This window comes from Lutispora thermophila DSM 19022 (assembly GCF_900142105.1).
In the GTDB taxonomy this organism is placed as follows: Bacteria; Bacillota; Clostridia; order Lutisporales; family Lutisporaceae; genus Lutispora; species Lutispora thermophila.
This window is the reverse complement of record NZ_FQZS01000012.1, coordinates 16,085-40,733: the sequence shown is the minus strand read 5'-3', so window position 1 is coordinate 40,733 and position 24,649 is coordinate 16,085. Positions and strand designations below refer to the sequence as shown.

29 protein-coding genes are annotated in these 24,649 nt (G+C 35.6%); 5 read left to right on the top strand and 24 right to left on the bottom strand.

The annotated features are described in order from the left end of the window. Positions 1 to 6: 6 nt before the first annotated feature. From BUB48_RS09525 to BUB48_RS09505, 5 genes are all read right to left on the bottom strand, one after another. Entirely contained in the window at positions 7 to 750 is a 744-nt protein-coding gene (locus BUB48_RS09525; protein ID WP_073026008.1) for a phosphate ABC transporter ATP-binding protein, read from the bottom strand. After that, entirely contained in the window at positions 747 to 1,586 is an 840-nt protein-coding gene (locus BUB48_RS09520) for a PstA family ABC transporter permease (protein WP_073026007.1), read from the bottom strand. Before BUB48_RS09520 ends, BUB48_RS09525 begins: the two co-directional genes overlap by 4 nt. Further along, positions 1,583 to 2,446, bottom strand: a complete 864-nt coding sequence (pstC, locus tag BUB48_RS09515) for a phosphate ABC transporter permease subunit PstC (RefSeq protein ID WP_073026006.1) — start codon at positions 2,444 to 2,446, stop codon at positions 1,583 to 1,585. Before pstC ends, BUB48_RS09520 begins: the two co-directional genes overlap by 4 nt. 46 nt (positions 2,447 to 2,492) lie before the next feature. After that, on the bottom strand, positions 2,493 to 3,419 hold the full coding sequence (locus tag BUB48_RS09510; RefSeq protein ID WP_073026005.1) for a phosphate ABC transporter substrate-binding protein: 927 nt from the start codon (positions 3,417 to 3,419) through the stop codon (positions 2,493 to 2,495). Between the two features lie 73 nt (positions 3,420 to 3,492). Beyond that, complete coding sequence (locus BUB48_RS09505; RefSeq protein WP_242944194.1) at positions 3,493 to 4,479, bottom strand: threonine ammonia-lyase; 987 nt, start codon at positions 4,477 to 4,479, stop codon at positions 3,493 to 3,495. Between the two features lie 178 nt (positions 4,480 to 4,657). Here BUB48_RS09505 and BUB48_RS09500 point away from each other — a divergent pair, with 178 nt between their 5' ends. Next, positions 4,658 to 5,698: an AbrB family transcriptional regulator gene (locus BUB48_RS09500; RefSeq protein ID WP_073026003.1), complete on the top strand. Its 1,041-nt coding sequence runs from the start codon at positions 4,658 to 4,660 to the stop codon at positions 5,696 to 5,698. Positions 5,699 to 5,780: 82 nt separating this feature from the next. On the opposite strand, the gene BUB48_RS09495 is transcribed toward BUB48_RS09500, so the two are convergent. The 8 genes from BUB48_RS09495 to BUB48_RS09460 form a co-directional block, all read right to left on the bottom strand. Then, positions 5,781 to 6,290, bottom strand: coding sequence for a nitroreductase family protein (locus tag BUB48_RS09495; RefSeq protein WP_073026002.1), 510 nt, complete (start codon positions 6,288 to 6,290; stop codon positions 5,781 to 5,783). An 859-nt stretch (positions 6,291 to 7,149) separates the two neighbouring features. After that, complete coding sequence (locus tag BUB48_RS09490) at positions 7,150 to 7,809, bottom strand: ABC-2 transporter permease (RefSeq protein WP_073026001.1); 660 nt, start codon at positions 7,807 to 7,809, stop codon at positions 7,150 to 7,152. Next, positions 7,802 to 8,668 carry an ABC transporter ATP-binding protein gene (locus BUB48_RS09485; protein WP_073026000.1) on the bottom strand — a complete coding sequence of 289 codons (867 nt, stop codon included), beginning with the start codon at positions 8,666 to 8,668 and terminating at the stop codon, positions 7,802 to 7,804. Before BUB48_RS09485 ends, BUB48_RS09490 begins: the two co-directional genes overlap by 8 nt. A gap of 3 nt (positions 8,669 to 8,671) precedes the next feature. Beyond that, complete coding sequence (locus BUB48_RS09480) at positions 8,672 to 9,046, bottom strand: GntR family transcriptional regulator (RefSeq protein WP_073025999.1); 375 nt, start codon at positions 9,044 to 9,046, stop codon at positions 8,672 to 8,674. 168 nt (positions 9,047 to 9,214) lie between these two features. After that, positions 9,215 to 9,445 (bottom strand): glutaredoxin family protein, encoded by a 231-nt coding sequence (locus BUB48_RS09475; RefSeq protein ID WP_073025998.1) that lies wholly within the window; start codon positions 9,443 to 9,445, stop codon positions 9,215 to 9,217. 278 nt (positions 9,446 to 9,723) lie between these two features. Continuing rightward, positions 9,724 to 10,743 (bottom strand): NADPH dehydrogenase NamA, encoded by a 1,020-nt coding sequence (gene namA / locus BUB48_RS09470; protein WP_073026094.1) that lies wholly within the window; start codon positions 10,741 to 10,743, stop codon positions 9,724 to 9,726. A gap of 21 nt (positions 10,744 to 10,764) precedes the next feature. Then, positions 10,765 to 11,589, bottom strand: a complete 825-nt coding sequence (locus BUB48_RS09465) for a carbon-nitrogen hydrolase family protein (protein WP_073025997.1) — start codon at positions 11,587 to 11,589, stop codon at positions 10,765 to 10,767. Between the two features lie 80 nt (positions 11,590 to 11,669). After that, positions 11,670 to 11,900: a DUF2164 domain-containing protein gene (locus BUB48_RS09460; RefSeq protein WP_073025996.1), complete on the bottom strand. Its 231-nt coding sequence runs from the start codon at positions 11,898 to 11,900 to the stop codon at positions 11,670 to 11,672. 138 nt (positions 11,901 to 12,038) lie between these two features. Here BUB48_RS09460 and BUB48_RS09455 point away from each other — a divergent pair, with 138 nt between their 5' ends. Beyond that, on the top strand, positions 12,039 to 12,482 hold the full coding sequence (locus BUB48_RS09455) for a BON domain-containing protein (RefSeq protein WP_073025995.1): 444 nt from the start codon (positions 12,039 to 12,041) through the stop codon (positions 12,480 to 12,482). 139 nt (positions 12,483 to 12,621) lie between these two features. Next, the gene (locus tag BUB48_RS09450) at positions 12,622 to 13,485 is read left to right on the top strand and encodes an AraC family transcriptional regulator (RefSeq protein ID WP_073025994.1); all 864 of its coding nucleotides are present in this window, start codon (positions 12,622 to 12,624) and stop codon (positions 13,483 to 13,485) included. Between the two features lie 106 nt (positions 13,486 to 13,591). Here BUB48_RS09450 and BUB48_RS09445 read toward each other — a convergent pair whose 3' ends face one another. From BUB48_RS09445 to BUB48_RS09410, 9 genes are all read right to left on the bottom strand, one after another. Continuing rightward, positions 13,592 to 14,845, bottom strand: coding sequence for an S-layer homology domain-containing protein (locus tag BUB48_RS09445; RefSeq protein ID WP_073025993.1), 1,254 nt, complete (start codon positions 14,843 to 14,845; stop codon positions 13,592 to 13,594). Between the two features lie 272 nt (positions 14,846 to 15,117). Next, positions 15,118 to 16,104: an ADP-ribosylglycohydrolase family protein gene (locus BUB48_RS09440; protein ID WP_073025992.1), complete on the bottom strand. Its 987-nt coding sequence runs from the start codon at positions 16,102 to 16,104 to the stop codon at positions 15,118 to 15,120. Further along, positions 16,094 to 16,429, bottom strand: a complete 336-nt coding sequence (locus tag BUB48_RS18855; RefSeq protein WP_084524471.1) for a carbohydrate kinase family protein — start codon at positions 16,427 to 16,429, stop codon at positions 16,094 to 16,096. The genes BUB48_RS09440 and BUB48_RS18855 overlap by 11 nt, the downstream gene beginning before the upstream one ends. Further along, positions 16,426 to 17,046: a carbohydrate kinase family protein gene (locus BUB48_RS18850; protein ID WP_084524470.1), complete on the bottom strand. Its 621-nt coding sequence runs from the start codon at positions 17,044 to 17,046 to the stop codon at positions 16,426 to 16,428. The genes BUB48_RS18855 and BUB48_RS18850 overlap by 4 nt, the downstream gene beginning before the upstream one ends. Continuing rightward, complete coding sequence (locus BUB48_RS09430; protein WP_073025991.1) at positions 17,047 to 18,123, bottom strand: ABC transporter ATP-binding protein; 1,077 nt, start codon at positions 18,121 to 18,123, stop codon at positions 17,047 to 17,049. It abuts the gene before it with no gap. Positions 18,124 to 18,133: 10 nt separating this feature from the next. After that, positions 18,134 to 18,919 carry an ABC transporter permease gene (locus BUB48_RS09425; RefSeq protein ID WP_073025990.1) on the bottom strand — a complete coding sequence of 262 codons (786 nt, stop codon included), beginning with the start codon at positions 18,917 to 18,919 and terminating at the stop codon, positions 18,134 to 18,136. Between the two features lies 1 nt (position 18,920). After that, positions 18,921 to 19,742: an ABC transporter permease gene (locus BUB48_RS09420; protein ID WP_073025989.1), complete on the bottom strand. Its 822-nt coding sequence runs from the start codon at positions 19,740 to 19,742 to the stop codon at positions 18,921 to 18,923. 279 nt (positions 19,743 to 20,021) lie between these two features. Then, on the bottom strand, positions 20,022 to 21,128 hold the full coding sequence (locus BUB48_RS09415; protein ID WP_242944193.1) for an ABC transporter substrate-binding protein: 1,107 nt from the start codon (positions 21,126 to 21,128) through the stop codon (positions 20,022 to 20,024). A gap of 36 nt (positions 21,129 to 21,164) precedes the next feature. Then, complete coding sequence (locus BUB48_RS09410; RefSeq protein ID WP_073025988.1) at positions 21,165 to 21,884, bottom strand: GntR family transcriptional regulator; 720 nt, start codon at positions 21,882 to 21,884, stop codon at positions 21,165 to 21,167. A 226-nt stretch (positions 21,885 to 22,110) separates the two neighbouring features. Between BUB48_RS09410 and BUB48_RS09405 the strand changes: the two genes are divergently transcribed. Both BUB48_RS09405 and BUB48_RS18110 read left to right on the top strand, forming a co-directional pair. Beyond that, entirely contained in the window at positions 22,111 to 23,499 is a 1,389-nt protein-coding gene (locus BUB48_RS09405) for a [Fe-Fe] hydrogenase large subunit C-terminal domain-containing protein (protein ID WP_073025987.1), read from the top strand. Positions 23,500 to 23,733: 234 nt separating this feature from the next. Further along, complete coding sequence (locus BUB48_RS18110) at positions 23,734 to 23,910, top strand: hypothetical protein (protein ID WP_175548402.1); 177 nt, start codon at positions 23,734 to 23,736, stop codon at positions 23,908 to 23,910. Between the two features lie 101 nt (positions 23,911 to 24,011). Here BUB48_RS18110 and BUB48_RS09400 read toward each other — a convergent pair whose 3' ends face one another. Together BUB48_RS09400 and BUB48_RS09395 are read right to left on the bottom strand one after the other, a co-directional pair. After that, positions 24,012 to 24,263 carry a metal-sensitive transcriptional regulator gene (locus tag BUB48_RS09400; RefSeq protein ID WP_242944197.1) on the bottom strand — a complete coding sequence of 84 codons (252 nt, stop codon included), beginning with the start codon at positions 24,261 to 24,263 and terminating at the stop codon, positions 24,012 to 24,014. A gap of 109 nt (positions 24,264 to 24,372) precedes the next feature. After that, positions 24,373 to 24,588, bottom strand: a complete 216-nt coding sequence (locus BUB48_RS09395) for a heavy-metal-associated domain-containing protein (protein WP_073026092.1) — start codon at positions 24,586 to 24,588, stop codon at positions 24,373 to 24,375. Positions 24,589 to 24,649 lie beyond the last annotated feature (61 nt).

Sequence of the window (24,649 nt, the reverse complement as noted above, 5' to 3'; positions counted from 1 at the left end):
TCCTATTTAACCATAAATTCCTTCTATATATTCCTTTGTCCTATTATCTTGAGGAGAAGTGAATATCCTATGAGTTTCATCATATTCGATGAGTTCTCCATCAAGCATGAATGCAGTATAATCTGATATTCTTTTTGCCTGAGAAAGATTGTGGGTTACTATTACTATAGTGTAATCCTGAACCAAGTTCATTAACATTTTTTCTATATTAGCCGTATTCTTCACATCAAGTGCAGAACAAGGCTCATCTAACAGCAAAACATCAGGCTCCACCGTCAAGGCTCTTGCTATGCAAAGCCTTTGTTGCTGTCCACCTGATAGTTTAAGAGCAGATCCATGAATTTCATCTTTTACTTCTTCATAAAGGCCTGATATTTTTAGTTTCTCCACAACAATTCCATCAAGCCTTTTCTTATCTTTTACTCCATAATATATGGGAGCGTAAGTAAGATTTTTATATATGGAGAATGGAAATGGCGTTGGTTTCTGAAAAACTATTCCTATTCTTCTTCTAACCTCTTCTTTTGATATAGAATGTACATCCTTACCATTAAACAAAATCTGGCCTTCTGTTCTTCCTTCGGCTTCCTCTAACATTGTGTTTAAGGACATCAATAAAGTTGACTTACCGCAACCTGATGGTCCTATTATTGCAGTTATCTTATTCTTTTTGATTGCCATATTCAGATTATTAATTACCCTTTTACTCCCATAATAAGCTCTAAAGTCCTTTAATTCCAGTACATTCATCTCTTAACTTCCTTTCTCCATAAGGTTAAGGTCATAGCAAATATATTTATTATTATCAACAAGGCTATAAGTACCAGTGCAGTAGCATAGGCCTTTTCCATTGATATGCCTTCATTAGCCAGTATATATAGATGAAGAGGTAATGCCATAACAGGCGAAGATAATGATTTTGGCACTGGAGCGAATATAACTGCTCCTGTAAGCATGATTGGCGCTGCTGCACCCATGGCAAAACCCCCAGCCAAGGTTATGGAAGATACTATATCTCTTCTGCATTGGGGCAACACCAGCTTAAAGATAGTATAAACCTTGCTCACTCCCAACGAATAGGAAGCATTTATGGCAGATCTGCTGAATTCCTGAAAAGCCTTTTCTACTCTTACCTGTATAAAAGGAAATATCATTAGACCCAAAGTCAAGCCTGCAGATAATAAAGATCTGCCCATATTAAAAGTAACAACCATAACCGAATATCCAAAAAGCCCAAGCACTATAGATGGAACTCCTGCCATGCATTGTATAATGGCATCGGCAATGTTTTCCAATCTTTGTGATCTACAGTAAAACACTATATAAACAGCTGTGGCAATAGCCAAAATTGATGCAAAAACAATGGCAATAAGCATGAGAAGTATGCTTCCAATTATAGCAGGAAAAACACCACCTTCTGTTCCGATAGGTATCCCGCCAGGATTTGACAGCAAGAATTCCAAGTCTACTGATTTAAAGCCTTTTATAAAAATATATAATATGACGAATGATCCTGATGCAATGGTTAAGATAAAGCTTAAACATATCCATAATGCAAACATTACGGATTTTATCCTTTTCATCATCTGTCCAGGCTCCTTTTCACATAGTATAGAGCTATATTTAAGATAAGCAAAATAGCCATTAATACGAAACCGGCTGCAAAAAGAGCATGATAATGCAAGCTGCCTACCTCCGCCATCCCCATCTCAAGAGCAATAAGAGATGGTATGGTTTGACATTTGCCTAGCAATTTTGGCATTATTGGTGCATTTCCTATAACCATCATAACAGCCATAGTCTCACCCATGGCTCTGCCAAAAGCCAAAACTGCAGCAGCTGCAATACCTCTCAGACTTTGTGGCAAAACGATAGTCCGTAAGATATAGATTTTTGAAATACCCATCGCTTGAGCAACCGGAGAATAAGCTCTATATAACTTATCCATTGTTTCATCACAAGTTGATATTATATATGGCAAAACCATTATCGCCAGAAGTATGCCTCCAGCTAACACTGACTCACCTGAAGCGAAACCAAAAGCTTTTTCAAAAAATTTCACCAATACCATTAAACCTATAAATCCAAAAATTACAGAAGGTATGCCGGCTATTATATCAATGAATCCTCTTATTATCAATCTTGGCCTTTCTTTCACATATCCTGATAATAATAGTGCACATCCTATGCCAATGGGCAATGCAATGACTATGGCAACAATAGAAACATACAATGTTCCTAAGATAATATTGAAAATAGACAATTTCTTTGGATCCCCCGTAGGATTCCATGTCGTGCCTGTTATAAACTTGAGTATGGGAACTTCTTTAAAAAATGTATAACCTTCTTTAAAGATAAAAATAATTATAAAAGAAAGAAGCAACAATGAAAAAAGAGTCAAAACCTTAACCAAAAATACTGAAACTTTATCAAATGCTGTTTTCATACTATCACCCTAAAAAAATTCAGGGGATAAATCCCCTGATAAATTACTATTTTACAGGTACAAAACCCATTTCTTCTATTACTTCCGCTCCTTTTTCTGACATTACAACATCCATGAATGCTTTCTGGGGAGCAGTCAATTCTCCTCTTTTTACAACTATAAGTGGTCTTGATATTTTATAAGAACCATCTACTATAGTTTGCTCTGTCGGTTCAACTCCATCTACTTTTAATGGCATTAATTTGCCTTTATTCTGATTAACCATACCATAAGAAGCATATCCAATTGCATCTTTGTTCTCTATTATCTTAGTAACCAAAGCTCCCATTGAAGGAGACTGGATAGCATCCGGTCTTATTTGAGTATCACCCATGACGCTTTTCTGGAATACTTCATGAGCTCCACCGCTTAAATCTCTAATTACAACAACAATTTCTCTATGAGGTAAGCTACTGTCAAGCTCATCCCAATACTTGTATTCTCCTGCAAAAATCTTCTTAACTTCTTCCGTTGTCAGATTATCTCTAAGTTGAGCCAGTGGATTCTCTGGATTGATGGAAATAGTCAATGCATCTACTCCAAGTTTATATACTTTTGCATCTCCTATTTTTTCTAATTCCTCACTCTTAACTTCTCTAGCCAACATACCAAAATCTGCAGTTCCTTCTATAACTGCCTTTACGCCGGCTCCTGAACCGCCGGCAGACACATAAATTGATATATACTTATCAGGGAAACTTGAATCAACTTTATCCCAAGTGGTATTTTCTTCTATAAACTCTGTAGCTATAGCAGTTATAACCGGCGCCAATGTAGAAGAACCATTGAATGTCATTTCAGCTTTAAACTCATTATTAGTTTCGTTTTCTTTATTGCTATTGGTCTGAACATCAGCACCCTGGCTTGTACAGCCTGTTAAAACCATGGCAAAAATCAACGACAAACATATTATGATACTCCAAACCCTTTTCATAAATTTCCTCCTCTATTCCTCATTTAGCATCATGTATCATGCACATAGTGATTCTAATATGTTTGCAATATTATTACCAATAGTTTTTATCTATAATCTCTTTATTTATTATAGATTTTATCAATAAATAATCCAAATTACCTCCGCTTATGACTATGGCTACATTTCTGTTTCTAAAGACTTCCGGATTAGCCATAAATGCTGCTACGCCAACAGCTCCAGCAGGCTCAGCTATTATCTTTTCCTTTTGAATAAGGAACAAAAGAGCTTCCTTTATTTTTTCTTCTTCCACAATAATTATATCATCTATACACTTTCGAGACATTTTATAGGGTATCTCCCCCACTCCACCGACCAGTGCATCACATATGGATGGTTCCGAAGGAAAGTCTTCATAGAAGACTTGATCCTCCATGGCTCTTTTCATGGCAGGACAAGCAACTGTCTGAACTCCAATAACATTTATAGATGGTTTAATGTGTTTTGCAGCTACAGATATACCTGTTATTAGACCTCCGCCACCTATTGGAACTATTATTGTATCTATATCGGGGTTCGCTTTCAATATTTCAGTGGCAATAGTTCCCTGTCCTGCAATAACATCTACATCTGAACATGGATCTACAAATGTAAGCTTCTCTTCCTCCAATGCTTTCAAAGCTGCTGCATGGGCTTCATCATAATTCTTACCCACTGCGACTACATCTGCTCCATAGTATTTAATTTTATCAAGCTTTGATGCTGGAATAGTCTCTGGAACATATATTTTAGCTTTTATTCCTCCCAGAACATGAGCCGCATAACTTACACCTGCACCATGGTTGCCGGAGGACACAGCCAGAACTCCTTTGGCTTTCTCTTCTTCTGTCAGATTGGTCAATTTACTCAATGCCCCTCTTATTTTAAAGCCCCTCAGTTTTTGCTGACACTCAAGCTTCAAAAAAACAGAAGTGTTTGTTTTACTACTACTCAAATATATTGAATAATCCAGCGGAGTATTGTATATGTACTCATCTATTCTCTCCACGGATTTTACAACATCATCAAAATGTATCATCATTTCAGCTCCTCACAACTTTTATGTCATAGTTTAATTATATCACTATGTCTCATTGATTTGTTTATTATTATAAAAATAAATGTATAAATTTTAATTATTTTCTAAAATGGTTCATTTGAAACTTCCATAAAAATATAGTATATTGATTATTGATTCAACTTTCTAGAGGGTGCATCATATGACTAACATTATATTAACCTTTTTAATTGGATTATTATGCGGATATGTATTTTATAAAATCAAGATCCCCGGAGGTATGATGGTAGGCGCAATTTTTGGAGTTGCACTATTGAATATTTCATTGGATATGGCTTATATGCCCATTTATGGCAAATATGCAGCACAAATATTAGCAGGAGCATTTATAGGCTGTTCAGTGCAAAAAGAAGATATAAGAAAAATTAAAAAGATCATAAAACCCTCATTGGTTCTGATGTTGGGTATGTTAATGACAAATATCTTAACAGGTTTTATAGTATACTTCATAAGCCCTATGGATCTTATAACATCTCTTATGAGCTGTGTGCCAGGTGGGATGACGGAAATTCCGATTATAAGCGCCGATATGGGAGCTGATATGGCTAAGGTAGCAGTTCTTCAATTTATCAGAATGGTTGCATGTATAGGATTGTTGCCAAGTATAATTTCTCAAATTGGTTCTAGAAATGATAATGTGGAAAACAATGCTGTTGTTTCATCAAAGAGAAAAAATGAAAATGCTAATACAGTAAATTTCATACACACAACAATCATAGCTACATTGGGAGGAATAATCGGTAAGCTATTGAACATTCCTGCAGGCATATTATTGTTTTCCATGATAGGCACAATATGTGTGAACTTATTCTTAAACAAAGCTTATATGCCTTTAAAGGCAAGAAGGCTGGCTCAGGTATTATCAGGTTCTTTTATAGGTTGCAGCATAGATTACAGAAGTCTAAATGAATTGAAATATATCGTTATACCTTCTGTAATCATAATGCTTGGATATTTTTTGAACTGCTTTGTAGTTGGTAAAATCCTGAATAAAACATTCAAAATACCTATAAAGGAAGCCATGTTGGCAGCTACACCTGCAGGGGCCACAGACATGGCCCTTATATCATCGGATATTGGAGCCTATAGCACAGACCTTGTTGTCATGCAGATAATTCGTCTCATAACAGTTATATCAATTTTCCCTCAGGTTATACACTTAATATCCATGGTCTTTAAATGATATGGGTGTATTATGCAAAGTCTTATGAAAAAATAACCCTTCAGAGTCCATTACAGACAATGAAGGGTTTTAAATTGTTGTGCTATCTATGTATTTTATTATAAAGCAGCTTTTCTTCGTCATGTGGTTCTTTTTGCTCATCAGGATATCCAAGGGCAATTATGCACTCAACCTTTATGTTCTCAGGAATGTTTAAAACACCTTTTACATATTCCTCCGTTGATGTGCTGTCATTATACTGTCTTCCTCTTACATGTACCCAGCAAGAACCAAGTCCCAATGAGTGAGCAGTAAGCTGCATTATTACGGCTGCAATAGCTGCATCCTCAATCCATACCTCATAGGGATCTCCGCCAACTCCCACTACAATTGCTGCAGCTGCATCCTCCAAAAATTGAGAACCGCTTTCTCTGCATTTAGATAACTTAGCCAACCTTTCCTTATCATCAACAATGTAAAACTCCCATTGCCTCCTATTTCTCGATGTAGGCGCCATTAAAGCTGCTTTTAATATTAAATTCATCTTTTCTTTCTCAATGCTCTTGTCCAAGTATTTTCTTATGCTCCTTCTTGTCTTCAACAATTCTAACATCACAACTTCCTCCTTCATTCTTTATATTATATCATATTCTAATATATGGCTATTATAGTGTCCAGTTGAATATATAAACTCAAACCAACAAAGTAATAGACAAGTGTATTACTATAACATACAAACAATAATAATCTTTTAAATTGCATCTTGTCATTAAAACTCTGCCATTCATCATACATTTGTGGACTTTTAAGTTCTAACACTATACGTTATATATAGTATGATAAGCAAAATTTCAATTACATTTGCATCTTACAGCTTCATATATCTATTCTCTACATAAATTAAGTTATCTAACAACTATCTTTTTATCCATATCAATAATTATCCTTCTATTTTACACGCTTAAAGTTGCTCAACTTCCTATGTTTACAAAAATATAAATGATCATGAAAATTATATCTCATTATGGAAATCCTAGCCACACTAAAAGATGATCATACCGGAGTTGATTTGTATGATTCTACTTATCTGCATTAGATTTTAAATTTAAATGGATAGGTAATGGAAACAATGCTTTAAAAAATGTGACAAAATTATTATGATAGGAAACATGGCACCTGAACAAATCTTATCAAACATGAAAAATATTATCCCTGCTTTATTACACCTTCAATGAAGCAAATAGTATTGAAGTTTTTTACTTAAATTTTGCATATATAATTTTGAGTATATAATAAAAGTAAAGATTGTTATGATTTTCTCTATAAAATTCCTCATGATGATCAATCCACTTTATATTACGGTAAAATTTACATATTAACATCAAAAGAAACATTTAGTTCAGCACATTCTTTTGCAGGTGTCATAAAAAATAAAAATGCACCACATCTGTAAGATGTGGTGCATTTTTAGGCTAAAATTCTCTTCTATTATAAAACCATGCGGATAACAAGAAAGATAAAAGCATATACACTGCAATTATTATTAATAAAACCAGTGAAATTGTGATATCACTTTGTGTATTGAAAAAGTTAATGATACCATTAACCAATAGGCTGTCATGATTTGAATTTAAAAAATGTGTCATATAGGACGAACCAAAGAAAAACAGGAAGAACAATACGAAGTTGGCTACTCTCATTTTCATATATCCAAATTTAAAGTATATGGGAAAGTATATTCCCGTCATGGAACATACCGCTACCAAACCGCCTATAAACATCTCTAATGATAAAGGAAAGGTCTTCAATGGTATATTTAGTATGTTGATTATTATAACCATTGCCTCATATAACGCTGTCACCATTAAAGTATATACGAACACTGAAAGATATTTGGAAGCTACTATGCTTTCTCTTTTAATGGGCAAGCTATTAAGCAGCAAATCCGACCTGTTTTTTTCCTCATATGCACAGGCTGTCATAGACAACATATATGCCATTGCCACCAACCCCATAGGAAACATAGCTTCACCCATTCCCTGAAATGTCACTAGAATAAAAACTAAATATACCAAACTGAATATGAGTTGTTTCTTTTGTATCAAGATATCCTTAATGACAAGATTAAACATTTTGACACCTCCTGGTATAATATAGCATTATATCCTCTAAGCTGGGCTTTTCTATGATTATCTTATCTTTATAAGCCTTTTGGGCCTGATTTTTATCTTTAACCAATGCCTCAAAACCAAACTGGTTTTCCTTAATACCGATAAAGTCCTTTGTGTTCAGATTATAAAGCAATTCTTTGCCTCCCCTTACTAAACCGTAGTTGTTCATAAGCTCATCTTTATCTGAGCATAATACAATTTCACCGTCATTTATTAGGGTTATATAATCTGCAATCTTTTCAAGATCTGTAGTTATATGGGTAGAGAAGAATACCGCCTTGTTTTCATCCTGGATAATCTGAGAAAGTATCTCCAAAAGCTCCCTTCTTACCAAAGGATCCAATCCGGAAGTAGGTTCATCCATTATCAGCAATTGTGCATTATGGGATAAGGCTACTGTCAGAGAAAATTTCATCTTCATTCCCTTTGACAAATCCTTTATCTTCTTCTTTAGAGGTAATCTAAACTCTCCAATGTACTTATTAAAAGCATTATCATCCCATGTTTTATAAAATGGTGCCACAACCCTTTTCATCTCTAAAATTGTAAGCTCTTCATAATAATTGTTTTCATCATATACAAATCCTATCTTTTGCTTTATATCTAATTCATGCTTAACATTATCCAGACCAAATATTTTGATGACACCTTCATCCTTTTTCATAAGATTCATAATGAGCTTTATTGTAGTAGTCTTACCTGCACCATTTGGTCCAACAAATCCCATTATATAGCCTTTTTCTATGGTGATATCTATACCCTTGAGACTAAAATCCTTGAAACTTTTTTTCAATCCTTTAATTTCTAATATGGTCTCCATTCTCTATACCTCCTCATACAAAAGCCTCAGTATTTCTTGAAGTTCTTCTAAGGACATATCTATAGTTTTTGCTGCTGATACAGCTTCAGCCATCTTGTCTTCCACAATTCGTATTCTGGCTTCCTTAAGCAGTTCTTTGTTCTGAGGTCTTACAAAGGAGCCTTTACCGGGTACGCTTACTATATATCCTTCCCTTTCTAACTCTTCATAGGCTCTTTTTGTCGTTATGACACTTATCTGCAATTCCTTAGCCAGATTTCGTATGGAAGGCAGCAGCTCGGATTCTGATAATTCGCCATTTATTATGAGATTTTTCATCTGATCAGCTATTTGTTCATAAATTGGTTTATCGCTCTGGTTGGATATTATAATGTTCACATTGCTTACCTCCATTATTCGCATAAAGGCTATACTGTTTATATAGTTTATATACAGTATAAGCTTTTATATCATCAGTTGTCAACTACTTTTGAAAAAAAAAAGCACCACTAAATGTCATGTTTATCTGACATTCAGGGTGCATATACTAAAGTTTTATTGACTTTTCTATATTTTTAATAGAGAGTCAATTCTATATTGATCAAAACCCACTATTATATTACCATCAATATCTACTACTGGCACTCCCGTTTGGCCAGACTTTTTAATCATCTCCATGGCAGCAGCCCTATCTTCTGCTACATTTACATCCTTGTATTCAATACCTTTGCTCTGCAAATACTCTTTTACCCTGTGACACCATGGGCATGTAGGAGTTGAATAAACTGTAATACTCATTTTTATACCTCCCTATAAACAATATCCTTATACCCCGTATAGGTATATTATAATATATTTTTTCTGTTCATTCAATAGTTTATGTCAATAACTTAATTATTTTTTAGTAATTTCTGGTTATAAGAAAAACATTACGGAAAGTTTATATTAAGGTGGAATTATTTCTTCTATGGTTCACAAGAAAGGCTTTTAACGGAAAGTATAACTTTTAATTTATACTTTCCTAGCAAAATAATAAAATCTCCTCAACAATCTAATTCGTTGTTGAGGAGATTTTGTTATTTTGCTCTTTCATATTGTACTGGCCAAGTTATTTCATCTCTTACTTTTTTTGCAGCATTTAGTGGGAAATATGGATTTCTTAGAAGCTCCCTTCCAATATATACCATATCAGCTCTTTCATTCTGGATTATTTCTTCCGCCATAACAGCTTCCGTAATCAGTCCTCCTGCTATGACAGGCAATCCGGTAATTTTTTTGATGGTTTCTGCAAATTTTATCTGATATCCAGGATATGCTTTAATATTGGCGGGTACTACAGCACCTGAGCTTACATTGACTATATCAACCCCTTCAGATTTAACCATATTGATAATTTCTGCCAAGTCTGTATCATGGTTTCCCCCTTCAGCATAATCTTCTGCAGAAACTCTGACACCAAGGGGCATAATTTCAGGCCATACTTCTCTTACTGCATGTATAACTTCTTTAAGAAATCTGGCTCTGTTCTCTGGGGATCCTCCATATTCATCGGTTCTCCTGTTGGATAAAGGTGATAGGAACTGATTTATCAGGTAACCATGGGCTCCGTGAATCTCAATCATGTCAAATCCTGCTTTATATGCTCTTAAGGCCGCATTTCTAAATAAATTTACAGTGTTTTTAATGTCATCCTTGGTCATTTCAACTGGTGTTTTATAGTTTTCATCAAAGGCAATGGCACTTGGAGCTATTATTGATTTCTCGTTGGCACCGCATTTTCTTCCTGCATGGTTGATCTGTATTCCAATTTTGGCTCCGTACTTTTTTACTTCTTCAACAATTTTAGACAACCCTTCAATATGTGAATCATCCCATATACCCAAGTCTCTGTCTGATAGCCTTCCTTTAGGCTCAACAGCGGTGGCTTCAACTATGATAAGTCCAACACCGCCTATTGATCTTGTGACATAATGCACGAAATGCCATGAATTTGCTTTGCCTTCAATATCAGAGCTATACATGCACATAGGAGGCATAACGATTCTGTTTCTTACCTCCATATTCTTTATCTTAAAGCTGGAAAAAAGCTTGGACATGATTCTCACACCTTTCACCATCTATTTCTTATAAACATCGTAAATGTCAGTTCTCCTATGTTTCAACAAAGGCAGTTCTCTCCTCACTTTTTCCACCACATCCAAATCCAATTCACCATAAAGGATGCATTCTTTCTCTTCTGCTTCTTTAATTATCTCTCCCCATGGGCTTACTATGCATGAGTGGCCATAGGCATGATAGGTGAAATCCAGATCTCTTGAAGGTGAAGCTGCAATGAAATACACCTGATTATCCAATGCTCTTGCTCTAACTGTAATATGCCAATGAGCCGGACCGGTGGTCATGTTGAAAGCTGCCGGAACTATGATAATCTCAGCACCCGCCAATGCCATAAGCCTCATGAGCTCAGGAAAGCGCATGTCATAACATATGGCAACACCTACTTTACAAAACTCTGTATCAAATACAGTTACATTATTTCCATATTCCAATGTATCCGATTCTTTGAACCTTATTCCACCTTCTACATCAATATCAAACAGGTGCATCTTTCTATGCTTGCCTATGAGTTTGCCACCTCTATCGAAGGAGTATGAAGTATTATATATCGATCCGTTGTCTTCTTCCGGAATGGAACCGCCTATAATATATATTCCCAGCTCCTTTGCCAGATTGGACAACATGCGGGTAGTCTCTCCTGAATAGGTTTCTGCAAATATGGGAAAATACTTGTTTTCATAGGGGCAGTTGAACATTTCGGGCAAAACAACAAAATCGCTTCCATTAGCGGCAGCCTCTCTTATCATGTTGTCAGCTTTCTTCAAATTGCTGCTTTTATCCAGATCCACACGCATTTGGCATATGCCAACTCTTATCTTCCCCATAACACCACTCCTTCAAATATTCTAATTAGGTATATTATACCAAACATTCATATTAATAGGTTACTGTTGTTTAATTAGACCTAGTACTTTTGAATCTCCAATAAGTCTTCCAGCTTTTCCGAGAAATATTTATAGGAATCATAGACACCTTGATTATAGAATTCAGGAGCTAATTTTTCTATGAAAAAATCCAGAATCAGCATGGCAGCCAAATCTCCCAATTCCTCATCTCTTTCTTTTTTGAAGTAATTTTTAATCAGCAATATCATATGTCCATGTTTTTCTTTGCTCAATTCTATTTTTTTACTCATAACTCTTCTCCTTCAAATTAGCATCTGATATAATCATATCCCTTATTTATATATTTGAAAATATCTTACGAATACATTAACCATCCATTTTTGTGGAACCGTATTTTAAGACACCATAATATTATCGGAGAAGTTTATATGAATAGAGATGCAGAAATTGTCAATCGCATAAAAAAGGAACTTGAGGAAAAAATGCAGCTCAGTGCAATGGACATAAACATTGACTGTCGTGAAGGCAACGTGATTATATCTGGAGTTGCAGATGTATTGGCAGAAAAAATTTTTGCAGAAGAAATAGCAAAGAAAATTGATGGAGTCTTATCTGTAGAAAACGACATAACCATTAGCATGGACAGCAGCAATATTACAGACAGCCACATTAAATATGAAATCGAAAACAAGCTATACAAAAGTGAAAAACAAGAAGGCTTATCCAATGTGGAAGTAGATGTAAAAGGCGGCACTGCTGTATTGATGGGGCATGTTGAAGATGATATGTATAAGAAAAAGGCCACGGAACTGGCTTCTTCAGCCAGAGGCGTGACAAAAATTGTGGATAATATTAAAACAGAGGAACAGTAACAAAAACTCCTTTCCTAGCGAAGATTGCACAGGAAAGGAGTTTTAATACCTTTTAAAGCTATTCGATAATATTTATATGAAAATGTCGAGCATCAATATAACAACTTTGGTATCATGTAAATATGAAAGGTGGGAGACAATGCTTAAAGAATTAAATCATGTGATGGATTATATTGAAGAACATTTAACTGATGATATATCATCTGAAATTATATCTGAGTATACTGGGGTTTCTGATTATCACTTCAGAAAAATATTTTATTATCTTTCTGGATTAAGTCTAAATGAGTATATAAAATACAGAAGGTTATCAGAAGCAAATATGGATTTATTGCATGGAGAAAAAGTAACGGATGTGGCTTTTAAATACGGATATCAGTCTATTGACGGCTTTACCAGAGCATTTAAGAAATGGAGCGGATTTCTGCCATCAGATGTGATGAAGAAAGGCGTAAGCAAGTGCTTCCCTAAACTTTCATTTATAATAACCGTTAAAGGAGGAATCAGCATGGAATTCAGGATTGAAGAGAAACCAGCCTTTAATTTGGTAGGTGTAAGCAAGCGTGTTCCCCTGCAATTTGAAGGTGTTAATAATGAGATTGTAAAGCTTGCCCAAAGCATAACAGAAGAGCAAAGAAAAGAAATGCACGCTCTTCAAAACATAGAACCTTATGAGGTCGTAAATGCGTCTTATGATTCTGATACGAATTTCTTAAAAGAAGAAGGATATTTAACTCATTTAATTGGTGTTCTGACCACAGAAAATAATATCAGTGATAAATTAGACAAGGTGCCCATTGAAGCTTGCACTTGGGCAGTATTTCCTAATGAAGGACCATTCCCATCTACATTGCAACAGACAATGGCTAGAATATATTCTGAATGGCTCCCTTCTTCCAACTACGAAGTGATAAATGCTCCTTCCTTTTCTTTTACAAAGATGGATCCAGATAAAAAGGATTACGGGTATAGTGAGGTTTGGATTCCTGTTCGTAAGAAATAATAAAAGCACCGGTTCGTGTTGAAAAGCTCTGCACTTTATCAGAAAAAGCGGCTTTCAAATTTTGAATGCCGCTTTTTCTGCAAATCATCATATGCTAAAATATCTTTCAGTTTGTATTATCTGCCTCATTGAAATATCCTTCACAATGAGGTGATATGAAAATTGTTTTTACATTATCGTCTTTATCATGGAAAACTATCAAATAGCTGTCTACATAATTTTGATCATTATCCTCAAGTTCATCATACCATACAGGTCTAAGAATTAATGCATAAGGAGTAGTATCATCAACAGTTTCATACTTTCTTATTTCTTTGACATTGCAATCATAACCAAATTCATAATAACTTATTGTTACTGCACATATATTATCCTCCGGCATAAAGAAAAATGTGGGTTTGTATCTTGATACAGAATACTTATAATCTACATCTTCCCTTGTATATTCGTCTATAATAGTACCATTTGCTTTAATATCACGGTCTTTAAACATGCTATCAAAGTCTTTTAAGGATATATTCATATACTTCCCTGCCAAATACTTGCCGATTAAATCTTTCATCAATTTCCTTTCTTCTAATATTTGAATAAACTCTTCTCTTTCTTCCGGAGCGAAACCATCTACACTTATATTTTCAAGCAAATCAACAGGGAATTCATCATTAGCGCTCTTTTCCGTTTTATTAGACACATTCTCTGATACATTTGCTTTATCTTTATATGAAATTACATCACCAATGTTTTGGTTGAACATAGATATTTTTGACTCATCAAGCCCTATTGTCTCTACCTTTTTTACTTTAAGATTATAATCATCCATATTTAATGTTTTCGCTAATAATTCAAAAACTTCTCCTCTTTTTAATGGATCATTTGGCGCCACTTCATGCGAAAGAGACAATTTGAACTTTTCCTTTATTTCACTTGCTGCAGTTGCATAATTTATGCCATCAAGATTTGCATTTAAACTTCTTATCAAAAATATAGATGCCTGATTATATGTAATGGGCTGTCCTAATCCAAAGTAACCATTTCCTACACCTGTAGTAATATTGTTCTTAAGTGCAAATTCTATATTCTTATAAGCCCAATGAGAAACAGGTACATCTTTAAATGACGGAGTTTTGGGAGGAACATAAGATTCAAAATCTATATATTTATCCGATATTTTAATCAAAACCGTTACCATTTCTTCTCTTGTTATTTGGCCGTTTTCATTAATGTTTCCATCGGAGCCTGATATCACACCTATGTCGTAAAGCAATTCTCCATAAGTTTTAAAATTTTCATCAGCAGATACAAAGATAGTAGAGGATAAAATAAATGTTAGTGTTAATAGAATACTTACCGCTTTTTCCATTTTAATCCCATCCTTCTTTTGTTTTATGTTTTATAATTTTCGACAATATTTGTCATATTTCTTATTATACTGAAAATAGAAAATTTTTCAACTAACTAACTTTATTTTTTGAAAATCATCACAGCAACTAAAGAATTGTAACATGAAAAACCCAATATCCCTTGTTGTAGAAGGCCTGGCTAAAAAGACTCTGTTCATACGCCTTTTCATTGACACCATGGGTTTATATTAAAAAAACATGGATTATTCCATCCATGTTTTTTATAGTTCCCTCAAGATAACATGAGCAAGTCCTTTGCTATCTTTATAAAGTCAATCTTATTCCTAGCCTTTATTTCTTCTATCCAGCTTTCTTTAAGATACTTGGTTCCGCTGTAGGCTCCGCAGATTCCTCCTGTTATGGAGGCATTGGTATCTGCATCATTTCCTACATTTACAGCAGCAATAATACCTTTTCCTGCATCACCTTGGGCTGCATAGAATATACCTAATGACAATGGTATGGATTCATAGCTTTTCATATCAGAACCGATGTATCTATAAAGTTCATAGCATATGTCTTCCAGACTTTTGCTTCTATTCTTATCTACTATATCCATGGCCAATTGAATTCTGGCAGCTACAGATGGAGCCGGTATATCAAAACCTGCTTCTTCTCCTCTTCGAGCTGCATATAAGGCCTTTTCCATTACTTCCTTAACTGTATAGCCTCCTTCTACACCTGCTGCTACTGCGGCTGCCACTGCACAGGTGGAAGCTACACCAGGCTTGCTACCGTGGGAGGGTAATGCGGATTGTATTGCATCTTCAACGGCCTTGTCTATATTTCCATGATTGAATATGCCAATTGGCATAGCTCTCATAGCTCCACCGTTTGTATCCCCCTTTTTGCCTACTTCCTTATAATCTTTTCCGCTGATTATGGCTTCCAAGAACCTTCGTGTGCTAGGGCCAATAACCGTTGATTCCAGCATTTTTCTTTCTATAGCCCAATTTCGCATCTTTTTTATAAAAAGATCTACATCAAATCTTTTTGCTTCTATTAATACGGAGGAGATTATCAAGGATTCCTCTGTATCATCTGTTATTTCACCCTGTTTCAAAGACCCATGGGCAATCTGTTCTTCTGCGGGCTTTAAAAAATCTGTGATTTTCCCATATATTCTATTTATTTCTTCCGGCGACATAAATGAAGCCGGCATGCCCATGGCATCTCCAATAGCTGCTCCAAGTAAACTTCCATATGCTCTATCTATCATAAAACTCCTCCCTGCTTACTCTGATAAGCTTCATAACATCTTCTACTTCGAACTTTCCATGAGGTCCTTTAAAGGTTGTGGCAATAGCACCACAAGCGCTGGCAAACCTTACAGCCTCATAAATTGATAGATCTTTCCACAAACCATATATAAGACCTGCAGCAAAGCTATCCCCTGCACCTGTTGTATCTATTACCTCCACATTAAAGGGAGGCATATAAAATCCCATATTACGACTCCAAACTTTTACCCCTCTACTTCCTGACTTTAGCAGGACAAGATCAATGTTCATTTCTCCAGCCCAATCTTTCGGTTCTGTATTCAATGAGAGCAGTTCTTTAATTTTTTTGCTTCTGATTCATTGGGAGTTATTATATCAGCCTTAGACAGAACTGATAGTATAGTCTCCTTCTTTACATGATGTATCATAGGCCCCGGATCAAATAATATGCGGCTTCCTTTATCTTTAAGTTTACCAATGGTACTCAGAATGTCTTTACTATATCTTTCATCCAGCAGATAATAACCGGTAATGTAAACATAAGATGTATCTTTTATCAAAACATCTGGTATCATTTCCGTGGAAAAAAAGGACTCACATCCTTTGTATGTAAGGAAAGTTCTCTCTCCCCCATCTTCCAATATTGTAGCGCAATAACCTGTATTTTCTTTTTCAAACTGTTTGATGCAATCTGTATAAAACTTTTCATCACTTAGATATTTCATTATCATATTTCCCCTTGCGTCTCCACCAACAGCAGAGACCACATAAGGATTCATGCCCATATTCTTAAGAGTTTGAGCAACATTTATTGAACATCCTCCAACTCTATCAAAACTGTCATGAATAAAAACATCTTGTCCTCTTATAGGATAATCTTCTACTGCCATGTAACTGTCTATAATAATTCCCCCGAATACTAGAACGTTGCCTTTATTCAATTATTCTTCACCATCCCAGTCCAGAACCAGATTGTTTTCCGGCTTCCAGTTCAAATATACTGTATCACCTATATTGAACTTCTCATCATTTCCGCTGTTCTGCTTTTTGGCCAGTACTTCTTGTCCCATGGATTCAATCCTATATACCGTTGTATCCCCTACATAAGTTACAAACAAAACTTTTCCTTTTATGCTTAACTCATTTTCTACTCTGCTTACTCCGGTTTTTTCCGGTCTTATTGTTAACGCTACTAATTGACCTATCTTCCAATCCTTATGGGATTTAAACTTCAACACGTTGCCATTTCTAAGCTTCAAAGTATATATGTCTCCAGATTTTTCTTCTATACTTCCTTTAAAGAAGTTTGCCTGACCCAAGAAGCTGGCGACAAAAATATTTCTGGGAGTTTCATATATTTCTTCAGAAGTTCCCATCTGCATAATCCTTCCTGCTTTCATAACAGCAATCTTATCTGATAAAGTCAAAGCCTCCTCCTGATCATGGGTAACAAATATTGTGGTTATACCTACCTTTTTTTGTATCTGTCTTAACTCTACCTGCATTTCAACCCTTAATTTCTTGTCCAATGCGCTAAGGCTCTCGTCCAGTAACAGCAAATCCGGCTTTATGACCAAGGCTCTGGCTAAAGCTACCCTTTGCTGTTGTCCTCCTGACATTTGCTTAGGTTTTCTTTTTTCCAAGCCTGTGAGTTTTACCATTTCTATGGCTTTCGCTACTTCTTCTTTTATCTCCTTTTTACTCATTTTTCTCTGCTCAAGACCATAGGCTATATTTTCTTCAACCGTCATATGAGGGAAAAGAGCATAACTTTGAAAAACCATACCAAAATTTCTATTATAGACGGGTATATCATTGATTATTTTACCGTTTACCTCTATAGTTCCTCCATCGCATTTCTCAAAGCCTGCCAGCAGTCTTAAAGTTGTTGTCTTACCACAACCGGAAGGTCCCAGAAGTGATAAAAAACTTCCCTTTTCTATATCAAGACTTATATTATCTAGAACCGTCACACCATCATATTTTTTTGTTAGATTCCTAATGGAAAGAAAAGACATTATACTCCTCCTATCTTATAAGGTTCTTCAATGATGAACCCATTATTGCAGCAATTATACCTATTATTGCTAGTGACAAAACAAGAATTATAGTTGATATTGCATTTATTTCAGGAGTAAAGCCAAACTTTATGGATGAATATATCTCAATAGGCAAAGTAGTAGTTCCTGTAGGTATTAGGAAGTAGGACAGTACAAAATTGTCAAAGGAAATCATAAAAGCCATGAATCCACCTGCTAACATGGCAGGAGATATCATAGGAAAAATGACTCTGCGGAATGTAGTCCATTCATTGGCTCCCAGACTATAAGAGGCTTCTTCTATGGATTTATCCATATCTTGCATTCTGGCACTTAGTATTAAAACTGCATAGGGTAAGGATATTACCACATGACCTATGAGCAACATGACAAAATTTTTATCCAGACCTAAAGCTCTCAAAAGCAGCAGCAAGGATAACCCCATGATAAGCCATGGAATAGTAAGAGGCAACATTACTACAGAGTTTACTAAAGCCTTTATCTTAGAACTTGTGTCACGACTCCCTAACATCAATGCGGTAGCCAGTATTACACATATGACTCCTGTGATTGCTGCCAGATAAATGCTGTTCTTGGTTGCATCAATGAGCCTTGTATTTTGAGATAAAGCTTCAAACCATCTCATGCTGAACTTAAAAGGCAACGCATTGTATTGAGATTCATTAAATGCCATTGCCATGAGAACCGCTATAGGAGCATATAAGAATATAAACACCACAGCAGTATAAAACCAACTCAATATCTTCTTCAACATCTTACTTCTCCTTATTAAGTAGTAATGACATGCCACCCATGGATAATAAAACCATGGCCAGCAATATGAAGGCTATAGCTGAACCAAAATTCCATCCAAATATCTCAAAGAATTGATCCTCGATAACTGTACCTATTACAGAACCATTTACTCCACCCAATATCCTTGGTTCAACAAAGCTACCCAGACATGGGACAAAAACCAAAATAGCTCCTGTTATTATACCTGGCCTGCTTAAGGGCAGTATTATTCTTCTAAAAGTTTCTATAGGTTTAGCCCCAAGGCTTTTTGAAGCCTCTATAACTGAATTGTCCAGCTTCTCCAAGGCCATATATATGGTTATAACCATATATGGGAAGAATATATGTACCAGTGCAATTATAGCAGCTTTGCTTGTAAACAATATGCCCATATCTGTGGTTGCTATCAGACCAATCTTATTCAAGAACTGAGCCAAAACTCCTCCATCTCTGAGAAACACCAACCAGGAGTAGGCTCTTACAAGCTGGCTGGTCCAGAAGGGTATTATTATCAAAAGCAAAATCAGGTTTTTACCCTTTTCTATAACCTTAGCCATAATATAAGCCATGGGATAGGCTATTACTATGCATATCAAGGTAACAATAATGCTCATTTTTATGGTTTTCCAAGTAAGCTTCAAATAAAAACCTTTGCTAAAAAAGTTAATGTAATTTTCCAGAGTAAACTTTGCCACCGCACTATCGCTCAAAAAACTATAGTAAAGCATGATGAATAGGGGTACAATTGCAAAAGCAAACAGTATAAACATTGCCGGGCTCATTAAGAGCACTTTCTTCTTCAAGGATTTACCTCCTTTGCGTCTATGAATTTATAAGTAATGTTTCCATTGGAAGCATTACTTATGGCAAGGTAGCCTTTCCTAAGCATTATATTGAAACCAAACTCCAAAAGAATTAAGATTCAATACAAACCCTATAAGCAATTCGATAATTCGTAGGGCCCTTTGGCTTCCCTTCATCTAGAATTGCTGAAAGCAATTACAGAAAGTTTATATATAGGTAGATTTATACTTTCCCATGAACTATGAGAAAGGCTGCTTGTCCAAGCAGCCCTAAGATTGCTACTGAGCCTTAACTTCCTGCCAAAGCTCATTCCATTGTTTCTTTACATCTTCACCATGATATTCTATGAAGTAAAGTTTGTTCAAGCTATCTTCTCCAATATTCATTTCATTTATTGTCTCTTTGTCAAGAGCATTAACAGCTTCTGAATTTACCGGAGCAGGACCTCCAGATACTGTCCATTGTAACTGGAATTCCTTACTGATCATGTAGTCTATAAATTTGTATGCCATATCTTTATTTGGGGCATCTTTTACTACTCCCCAATAATCAACCCATCCTATGGCGCCTTCCTTTGGTACTACAAATGTTACTGGTTCTCCAGCCTTCTTCATGGTGGCTGCCTGACCGCTCCACATCATACCAACAGCAATCTGCTTATTAGCAAATAGTTTTGACCATTCATCCCCTGTTTTCCAATAGGTTCTGTTCAATGGTTTCTGCTCAATGAGTTTCTGTTTTATAGCATTTAGATCAGACGGGTTGCTTGGGTCCTGACCTAAGGCTATGGCTGCTGTCATAATTGCATCATTGAAGTCATCTCTGAATGCTATCATACCTTTGTATTTTTCATCCCAAAGAACATTTATGGAATCTATTTCTTCATCAACTAACTCGTTGTTATAGGCAATAGCAGTAGAGCCCCATACCCACGGCACTGCATATATCTTGCCATCCTTTTTATTTTCAGGCAGTGTACTGAATTTATCGAATATGTACTGATAGTTTTCAAGCTTTGATGTATCAACTTCTTCAAAAAGACCTTCATCTATTGCAACAGGCAATATTGAAGCATTGGGCAATACCACATCATATTTGCCTAAGCCACCGGTTCTTAACTTAGTTAAAAGTTCCTCTTCTGAAGCCATGTACTCATGGACTATTTCACAATTGTATTGTTGTTCAAAATATTTGATAACTCTTGGATCATCAGAACCATAGTCTTTCCAGTTAACTACCACAAGTTTTGTTTTTTCTCCTTCAGAGGTATTGTTTTCTTGGTTACTTCCTTGTTCTTTACCTCCGCCGCAAGCTGTCAATGCCATCATCATGCTTAACACAAGAATTGCAGCTATGATACGCTTTAAAGTCTTACCAATACTCAATTTTACGCTCCTCCATTCATAGTATATTTGTCACAATTATGGCCTATATGTTTCCATATTGGCTACAATATTAAAATCCATTTTAGGTCCATAAACAACTTTTACTTTTTCAATCTCTATATTATTAAGATCGTAAACGCTACCCTGGGCCATTAGTAGAGGTATAGATCTATCCAAGTTAAAAAATTCCTTGGCAGTTTTATCGCTTTCAACTGCTGACATCTTGAGAACTGCTCGTTTAGGATATATATCATATTTAGTCCTCATGATATTATATAAAGATTCTACTTGGAAATCATAACTGTCTATATCTGGAAACAATTTCATCGGAATCAAAGAGGTATCTATGGTAAGGAACAGAGGTTTATCATTATCCTTCTTAACCCCTCTGGCTCTTTTAATCTCTATGTACTCATTGTCATCAGCGAGCACTTTATTCATGCTTATCAGCTTTGATACCGGAACTTCATTTTTACTTTTCAGATAGTCTGTAAAGCCCCCAAAGTTCCATAGGTTGTATTTCATCTGCTTAAAGCACACAAAGGTACCTTTTCCATGAACCTGGTGCAGATATCCTTCATTGGCCAGCATAGATATGGCCTTTCGCACAGTTGTCCTTGTTATACCATATTTTGAAGAAAGCTGGGTTTCAGATGGTATCATCTGCCCTTCTTCATACTTACCTTGAAGTATTTCCTCTTTGATTATTCTCTGCAACTGTATATACAAAGGCACAGGGTCACTCTTATTTAACAATCTTTCACCTCCTCTTGTATACATGTCTATACAAGTTGCCATCATATATATTAGACATAAAAATGTAAAATCCTTCTTGTATGTCGAATAATTTATAATTTGGCATGCGAAAAGTGAAATTGGCCATTATATCACCCTATCTATGGTTTTCAGTGTATTTAAGAATAAGTTTGGATAATTATTAAACAATAAGTTTGAAAAAACTAAATCAGAGGAGAATATTATTATGGATGACAGATATGCAAATTTCAATGAGAAACGCATGCATATATTCAGTGAACTTGTAAAGAGGTATTGGAATGGGACATTGAACAATGAAGACGACTTAAATGATTTAGCCTATGATGTCAAAAATAAGTATGGATTCAGAAATGATGAAATGATTTTCATAAAGGATCACATAAGAATCGCAATGGGATTAGATCCTAACGGGGAAAATGAGTTTAAAGATGAGCTGAGCAAGATAAAAATTCATAAAGAAATCAATCTTCCTGTCATTGCAAATATTGAAGGCCCTTGCGAATATTGCAAAGAAAATCCTTGCCAATGTTCCATATTTGAAAAGTATGAGGCTCCCATATATAACAGATCAAATGATCCCATCATCGTTAATAATAAATGCATCAACTGCGGTTATTGTGCTTCAAGATGCGATTTTGGAGCCATATCCGACAAGATAGAATTCATTCCTCTCATAGATTTGCTGAAAAATGACGACATTCCAGTTTTTGCTGCAGTGGCACCCGCAATAGTAGGTCAATTTGGTGAGAACATCACCATGGGACAACTCAGAACCGCCCTAAAGATGATAGGATTCAAGGATATGGTTGAAGTAGCTCTCTTTGCAGACATTCTCACAATAAAAGAGGCTCTTGAGTTCAATCATTTGGTTAAGACAGAAGAGGATTTCTTTTTGACAAGCTGTTGCTGCCCTGTATGGTTCAACATGATTAAAAATAACTACCCTTACATCTATAAACACCTCTCTCCTTCTGTATCTCCAATGATTGCTTCAGGTAGAATACTGAAAAAATTATATAGCAATGCAAAGGTAGTATTCATTGCTCCCTGCATAGCAAAAAAAGCAGAAGCTAAAGAAGCAGATCTAAAGGGAGCCATTGATTATGTACTGAATTTCAGGGAGTTAAATGAAATATTCAATGCTCTTGATATTAATCTGGAAAATCTGCCATCAGACGAAAAGGATCAGGCCTCTTTTGGAGGAAGGGTTTATGGAAGAACCGGAGGTGTCAGTTTTTCAGTAAAAACTGTTGTAAACAGGCTAGAGCCAACGAGAGTCATCAAACTTAAAGCCAAAAAAGTTGATGGAGTAAGTGGGTGTAAGCATATTCTGGATGCTCTGCGCAATGGAGTAAAAATTAGCTCAAACTTTATAGAGGGTATGGGCTGCTCTGGTGGCTGTGTAGGCGGCCCCAGGACTAATATAGATGCAGAAAAGGCTGTTAGGCTAATAAATGAATTTGGAGAAGATTCATTTATTTTGACTCCCTTTGATAATTTGAACGTCATGAAAATTCTAAAGCAATTAGGCATCAGTAATATAGAAGAGATTATGGAAAATAACGAAATAAAAAAACTTCTATCAAGAGAATAGTTGCTGTATTATTTAAAAAAATTTCTTTATAATCATCCATCTCCATAATATCAACACATTTTTTTATATACTTACAATAAATATAATATACTTTTAAAAATAATGCCTTCCTATGTAAACATTTATAACAGGGGGTGTGGGCTACAAGCATTATAAAAGGAAAAATCAAAGTTTATTATATGACTTGCACATCATGTTTATCATTTCCAAAAAGATATATTTGTCAGATGGATAATGGATGAACAACAAATTAATTCATGCAATAATGCCATCGTAGCACGAGAATTGAACCTTGAATGGAAGCTGACCAAAGGAAAAAATATTGTTGAATTTACTCCAGAAGATAAAGATATAAACTCCAGCTGCTTGATAGGCATGATAAGAAGAATCATAAAGGTTGCGGACAAATGATACAGTTGATACATCAGAATCTAATCCTTTGTTTCTACCACCAACCACGGTTCCAAGCCGCTGCATGTAAATAAAGAAAGGCTTAATCAATAAGCCTTTCTTTATTTCATCATCTTTTCTATGGTTTTGAGAAGCTCATCCACCACTTCCATTTCTCCTGCCTGTATCCTGCTTATAAGACAACTTTTCATATGGCTTTCCAGCAACAACTTGCTTACAGAATTCATTGCGGCTTGAGCCGAAGCAATCTGATTGAAAATATCATCACAGTAGGCATCCTTCTCTATCATCCCCTTAATGCCCCTTATCTGGCCTTCGATCCTGTTAAGCCTTGATATAAGTGATGACTTCATCTTATCTGGCCTTATTGTCTTCCTTTGATTGCAACTGTCATCACAGCAGCTCCCGCAATCAGCTATTTTGCAGTCATCATTCATTCCATAACCCCCAGGTTTATATATTTTATAAGTCACTTATACCTGTTACATCGTAACCTGCATCTTCTACCGCTTCTTTCAGCTTAAAATCCTCAATATCACCATTTAGTTCCACAATTGCATATTTCCCTTCCAAACTAACTTCCACTTTTGCAACTCCACTGATTTCCTTCAGAGCTTCCTCGACATGTTTTACACAATGTCCGCAGCTCATTCCCTCGATATTCATTTTCTTTTTCATTTCATTTCCTCCATTCATATCATATTCTATCTTAATCACCTTCAGGCTACGCCTTAAGGAT

Coding starts and splice junctions, on each gene's coding strand:
- BUB48_RS09520 (WP_073026007.1), bottom strand. CDS start 1,586: ATGATGAAAAGGATAAAATCCGTAATGTTTGCATTATGGATATGTTTA.
- BUB48_RS09455 (WP_073025995.1), top strand. CDS start 12,039: ATGAATAGAGATGCAGAAATTGTCAATCGCATAAAAAAGGAACTTGAG.
- BUB48_RS09445 (WP_073025993.1), bottom strand. CDS start 14,845: ATGGAAAAAGCGGTAAGTATTCTATTAACACTAACATTTATTTTATCC.
- BUB48_RS18110 (WP_175548402.1), top strand. CDS start 23,734: ATGGATGAACAACAAATTAATTCATGCAATAATGCCATCGTAGCACGA.
- BUB48_RS09465 (WP_073025997.1), bottom strand. CDS start 11,589: ATGGGGAAGATAAGAGTTGGCATATGCCAAATGCGTGTGGATCTGGAT.
- BUB48_RS09485 (WP_073026000.1), bottom strand. CDS start 8,668: ATGGAGACCATATTAGAAATTAAAGGATTGAAAAAAAGTTTCAAGGAT.
- BUB48_RS09450 (WP_073025994.1), top strand. CDS start 12,622: ATGCTTAAAGAATTAAATCATGTGATGGATTATATTGAAGAACATTTA.
- BUB48_RS09495 (WP_073026002.1), bottom strand. CDS start 6,290: ATGTTAGAATTGTTGAAGACAAGAAGGAGCATAAGAAAATACTTGGAC.
- BUB48_RS09405 (WP_073025987.1), top strand. CDS start 22,111: ATGGATGACAGATATGCAAATTTCAATGAGAAACGCATGCATATATTC.
- BUB48_RS09460 (WP_073025996.1), bottom strand. CDS start 11,900: ATGAGTAAAAAAATAGAATTGAGCAAAGAAAAACATGGACATATGATA.
- BUB48_RS09475 (WP_073025998.1), bottom strand. CDS start 9,445: ATGAGTATTACAGTTTATTCAACTCCTACATGCCCATGGTGTCACAGG.
- BUB48_RS09525 (WP_073026008.1), bottom strand. CDS start 750: ATGAATGTACTGGAATTAAAGGACTTTAGAGCTTATTATGGGAGTAAA.
- pstC (WP_073026006.1), bottom strand. CDS start 2,446: ATGAAAACAGCATTTGATAAAGTTTCAGTATTTTTGGTTAAGGTTTTG.
- BUB48_RS09400 (WP_242944197.1), bottom strand. CDS start 24,263: ATGAAGTCATCACTTATATCAAGGCTTAACAGGATCGAAGGCCAGATA.
- BUB48_RS09430 (WP_073025991.1), bottom strand. CDS start 18,123: ATGTCTTTTCTTTCCATTAGGAATCTAACAAAAAAATATGATGGTGTG.
- BUB48_RS09395 (WP_073026092.1), bottom strand. CDS start 24,588: ATGAAAAAGAAAATGAATATCGAGGGAATGAGCTGCGGACATTGTGTA.
- BUB48_RS09440 (WP_073025992.1), bottom strand. CDS start 16,104: ATGATAGATAGAGCATATGGAAGTTTACTTGGAGCAGCTATTGGAGAT.
- BUB48_RS09500 (WP_073026003.1), top strand. CDS start 4,658: ATGACTAACATTATATTAACCTTTTTAATTGGATTATTATGCGGATAT.
- namA (WP_073026094.1), bottom strand. CDS start 10,743: ATGTCCAAGCTTTTTTCCAGCTTTAAGATAAAGAATATGGAGGTAAGA.
- BUB48_RS09505 (WP_242944194.1), bottom strand. CDS start 4,479: ATGATGATACATTTTGATGATGTTGTAAAATCCGTGGAGAGAATAGAT.
- BUB48_RS09425 (WP_073025990.1), bottom strand. CDS start 18,919: ATGTTGAAGAAGATATTGAGTTGGTTTTATACTGCTGTGGTGTTTATA.
- BUB48_RS09490 (WP_073026001.1), bottom strand. CDS start 7,809: ATGTTTAATCTTGTCATTAAGGATATCTTGATACAAAAGAAACAACTC.
- BUB48_RS09510 (WP_073026005.1), bottom strand. CDS start 3,419: ATGAAAAGGGTTTGGAGTATCATAATATGTTTGTCGTTGATTTTTGCC.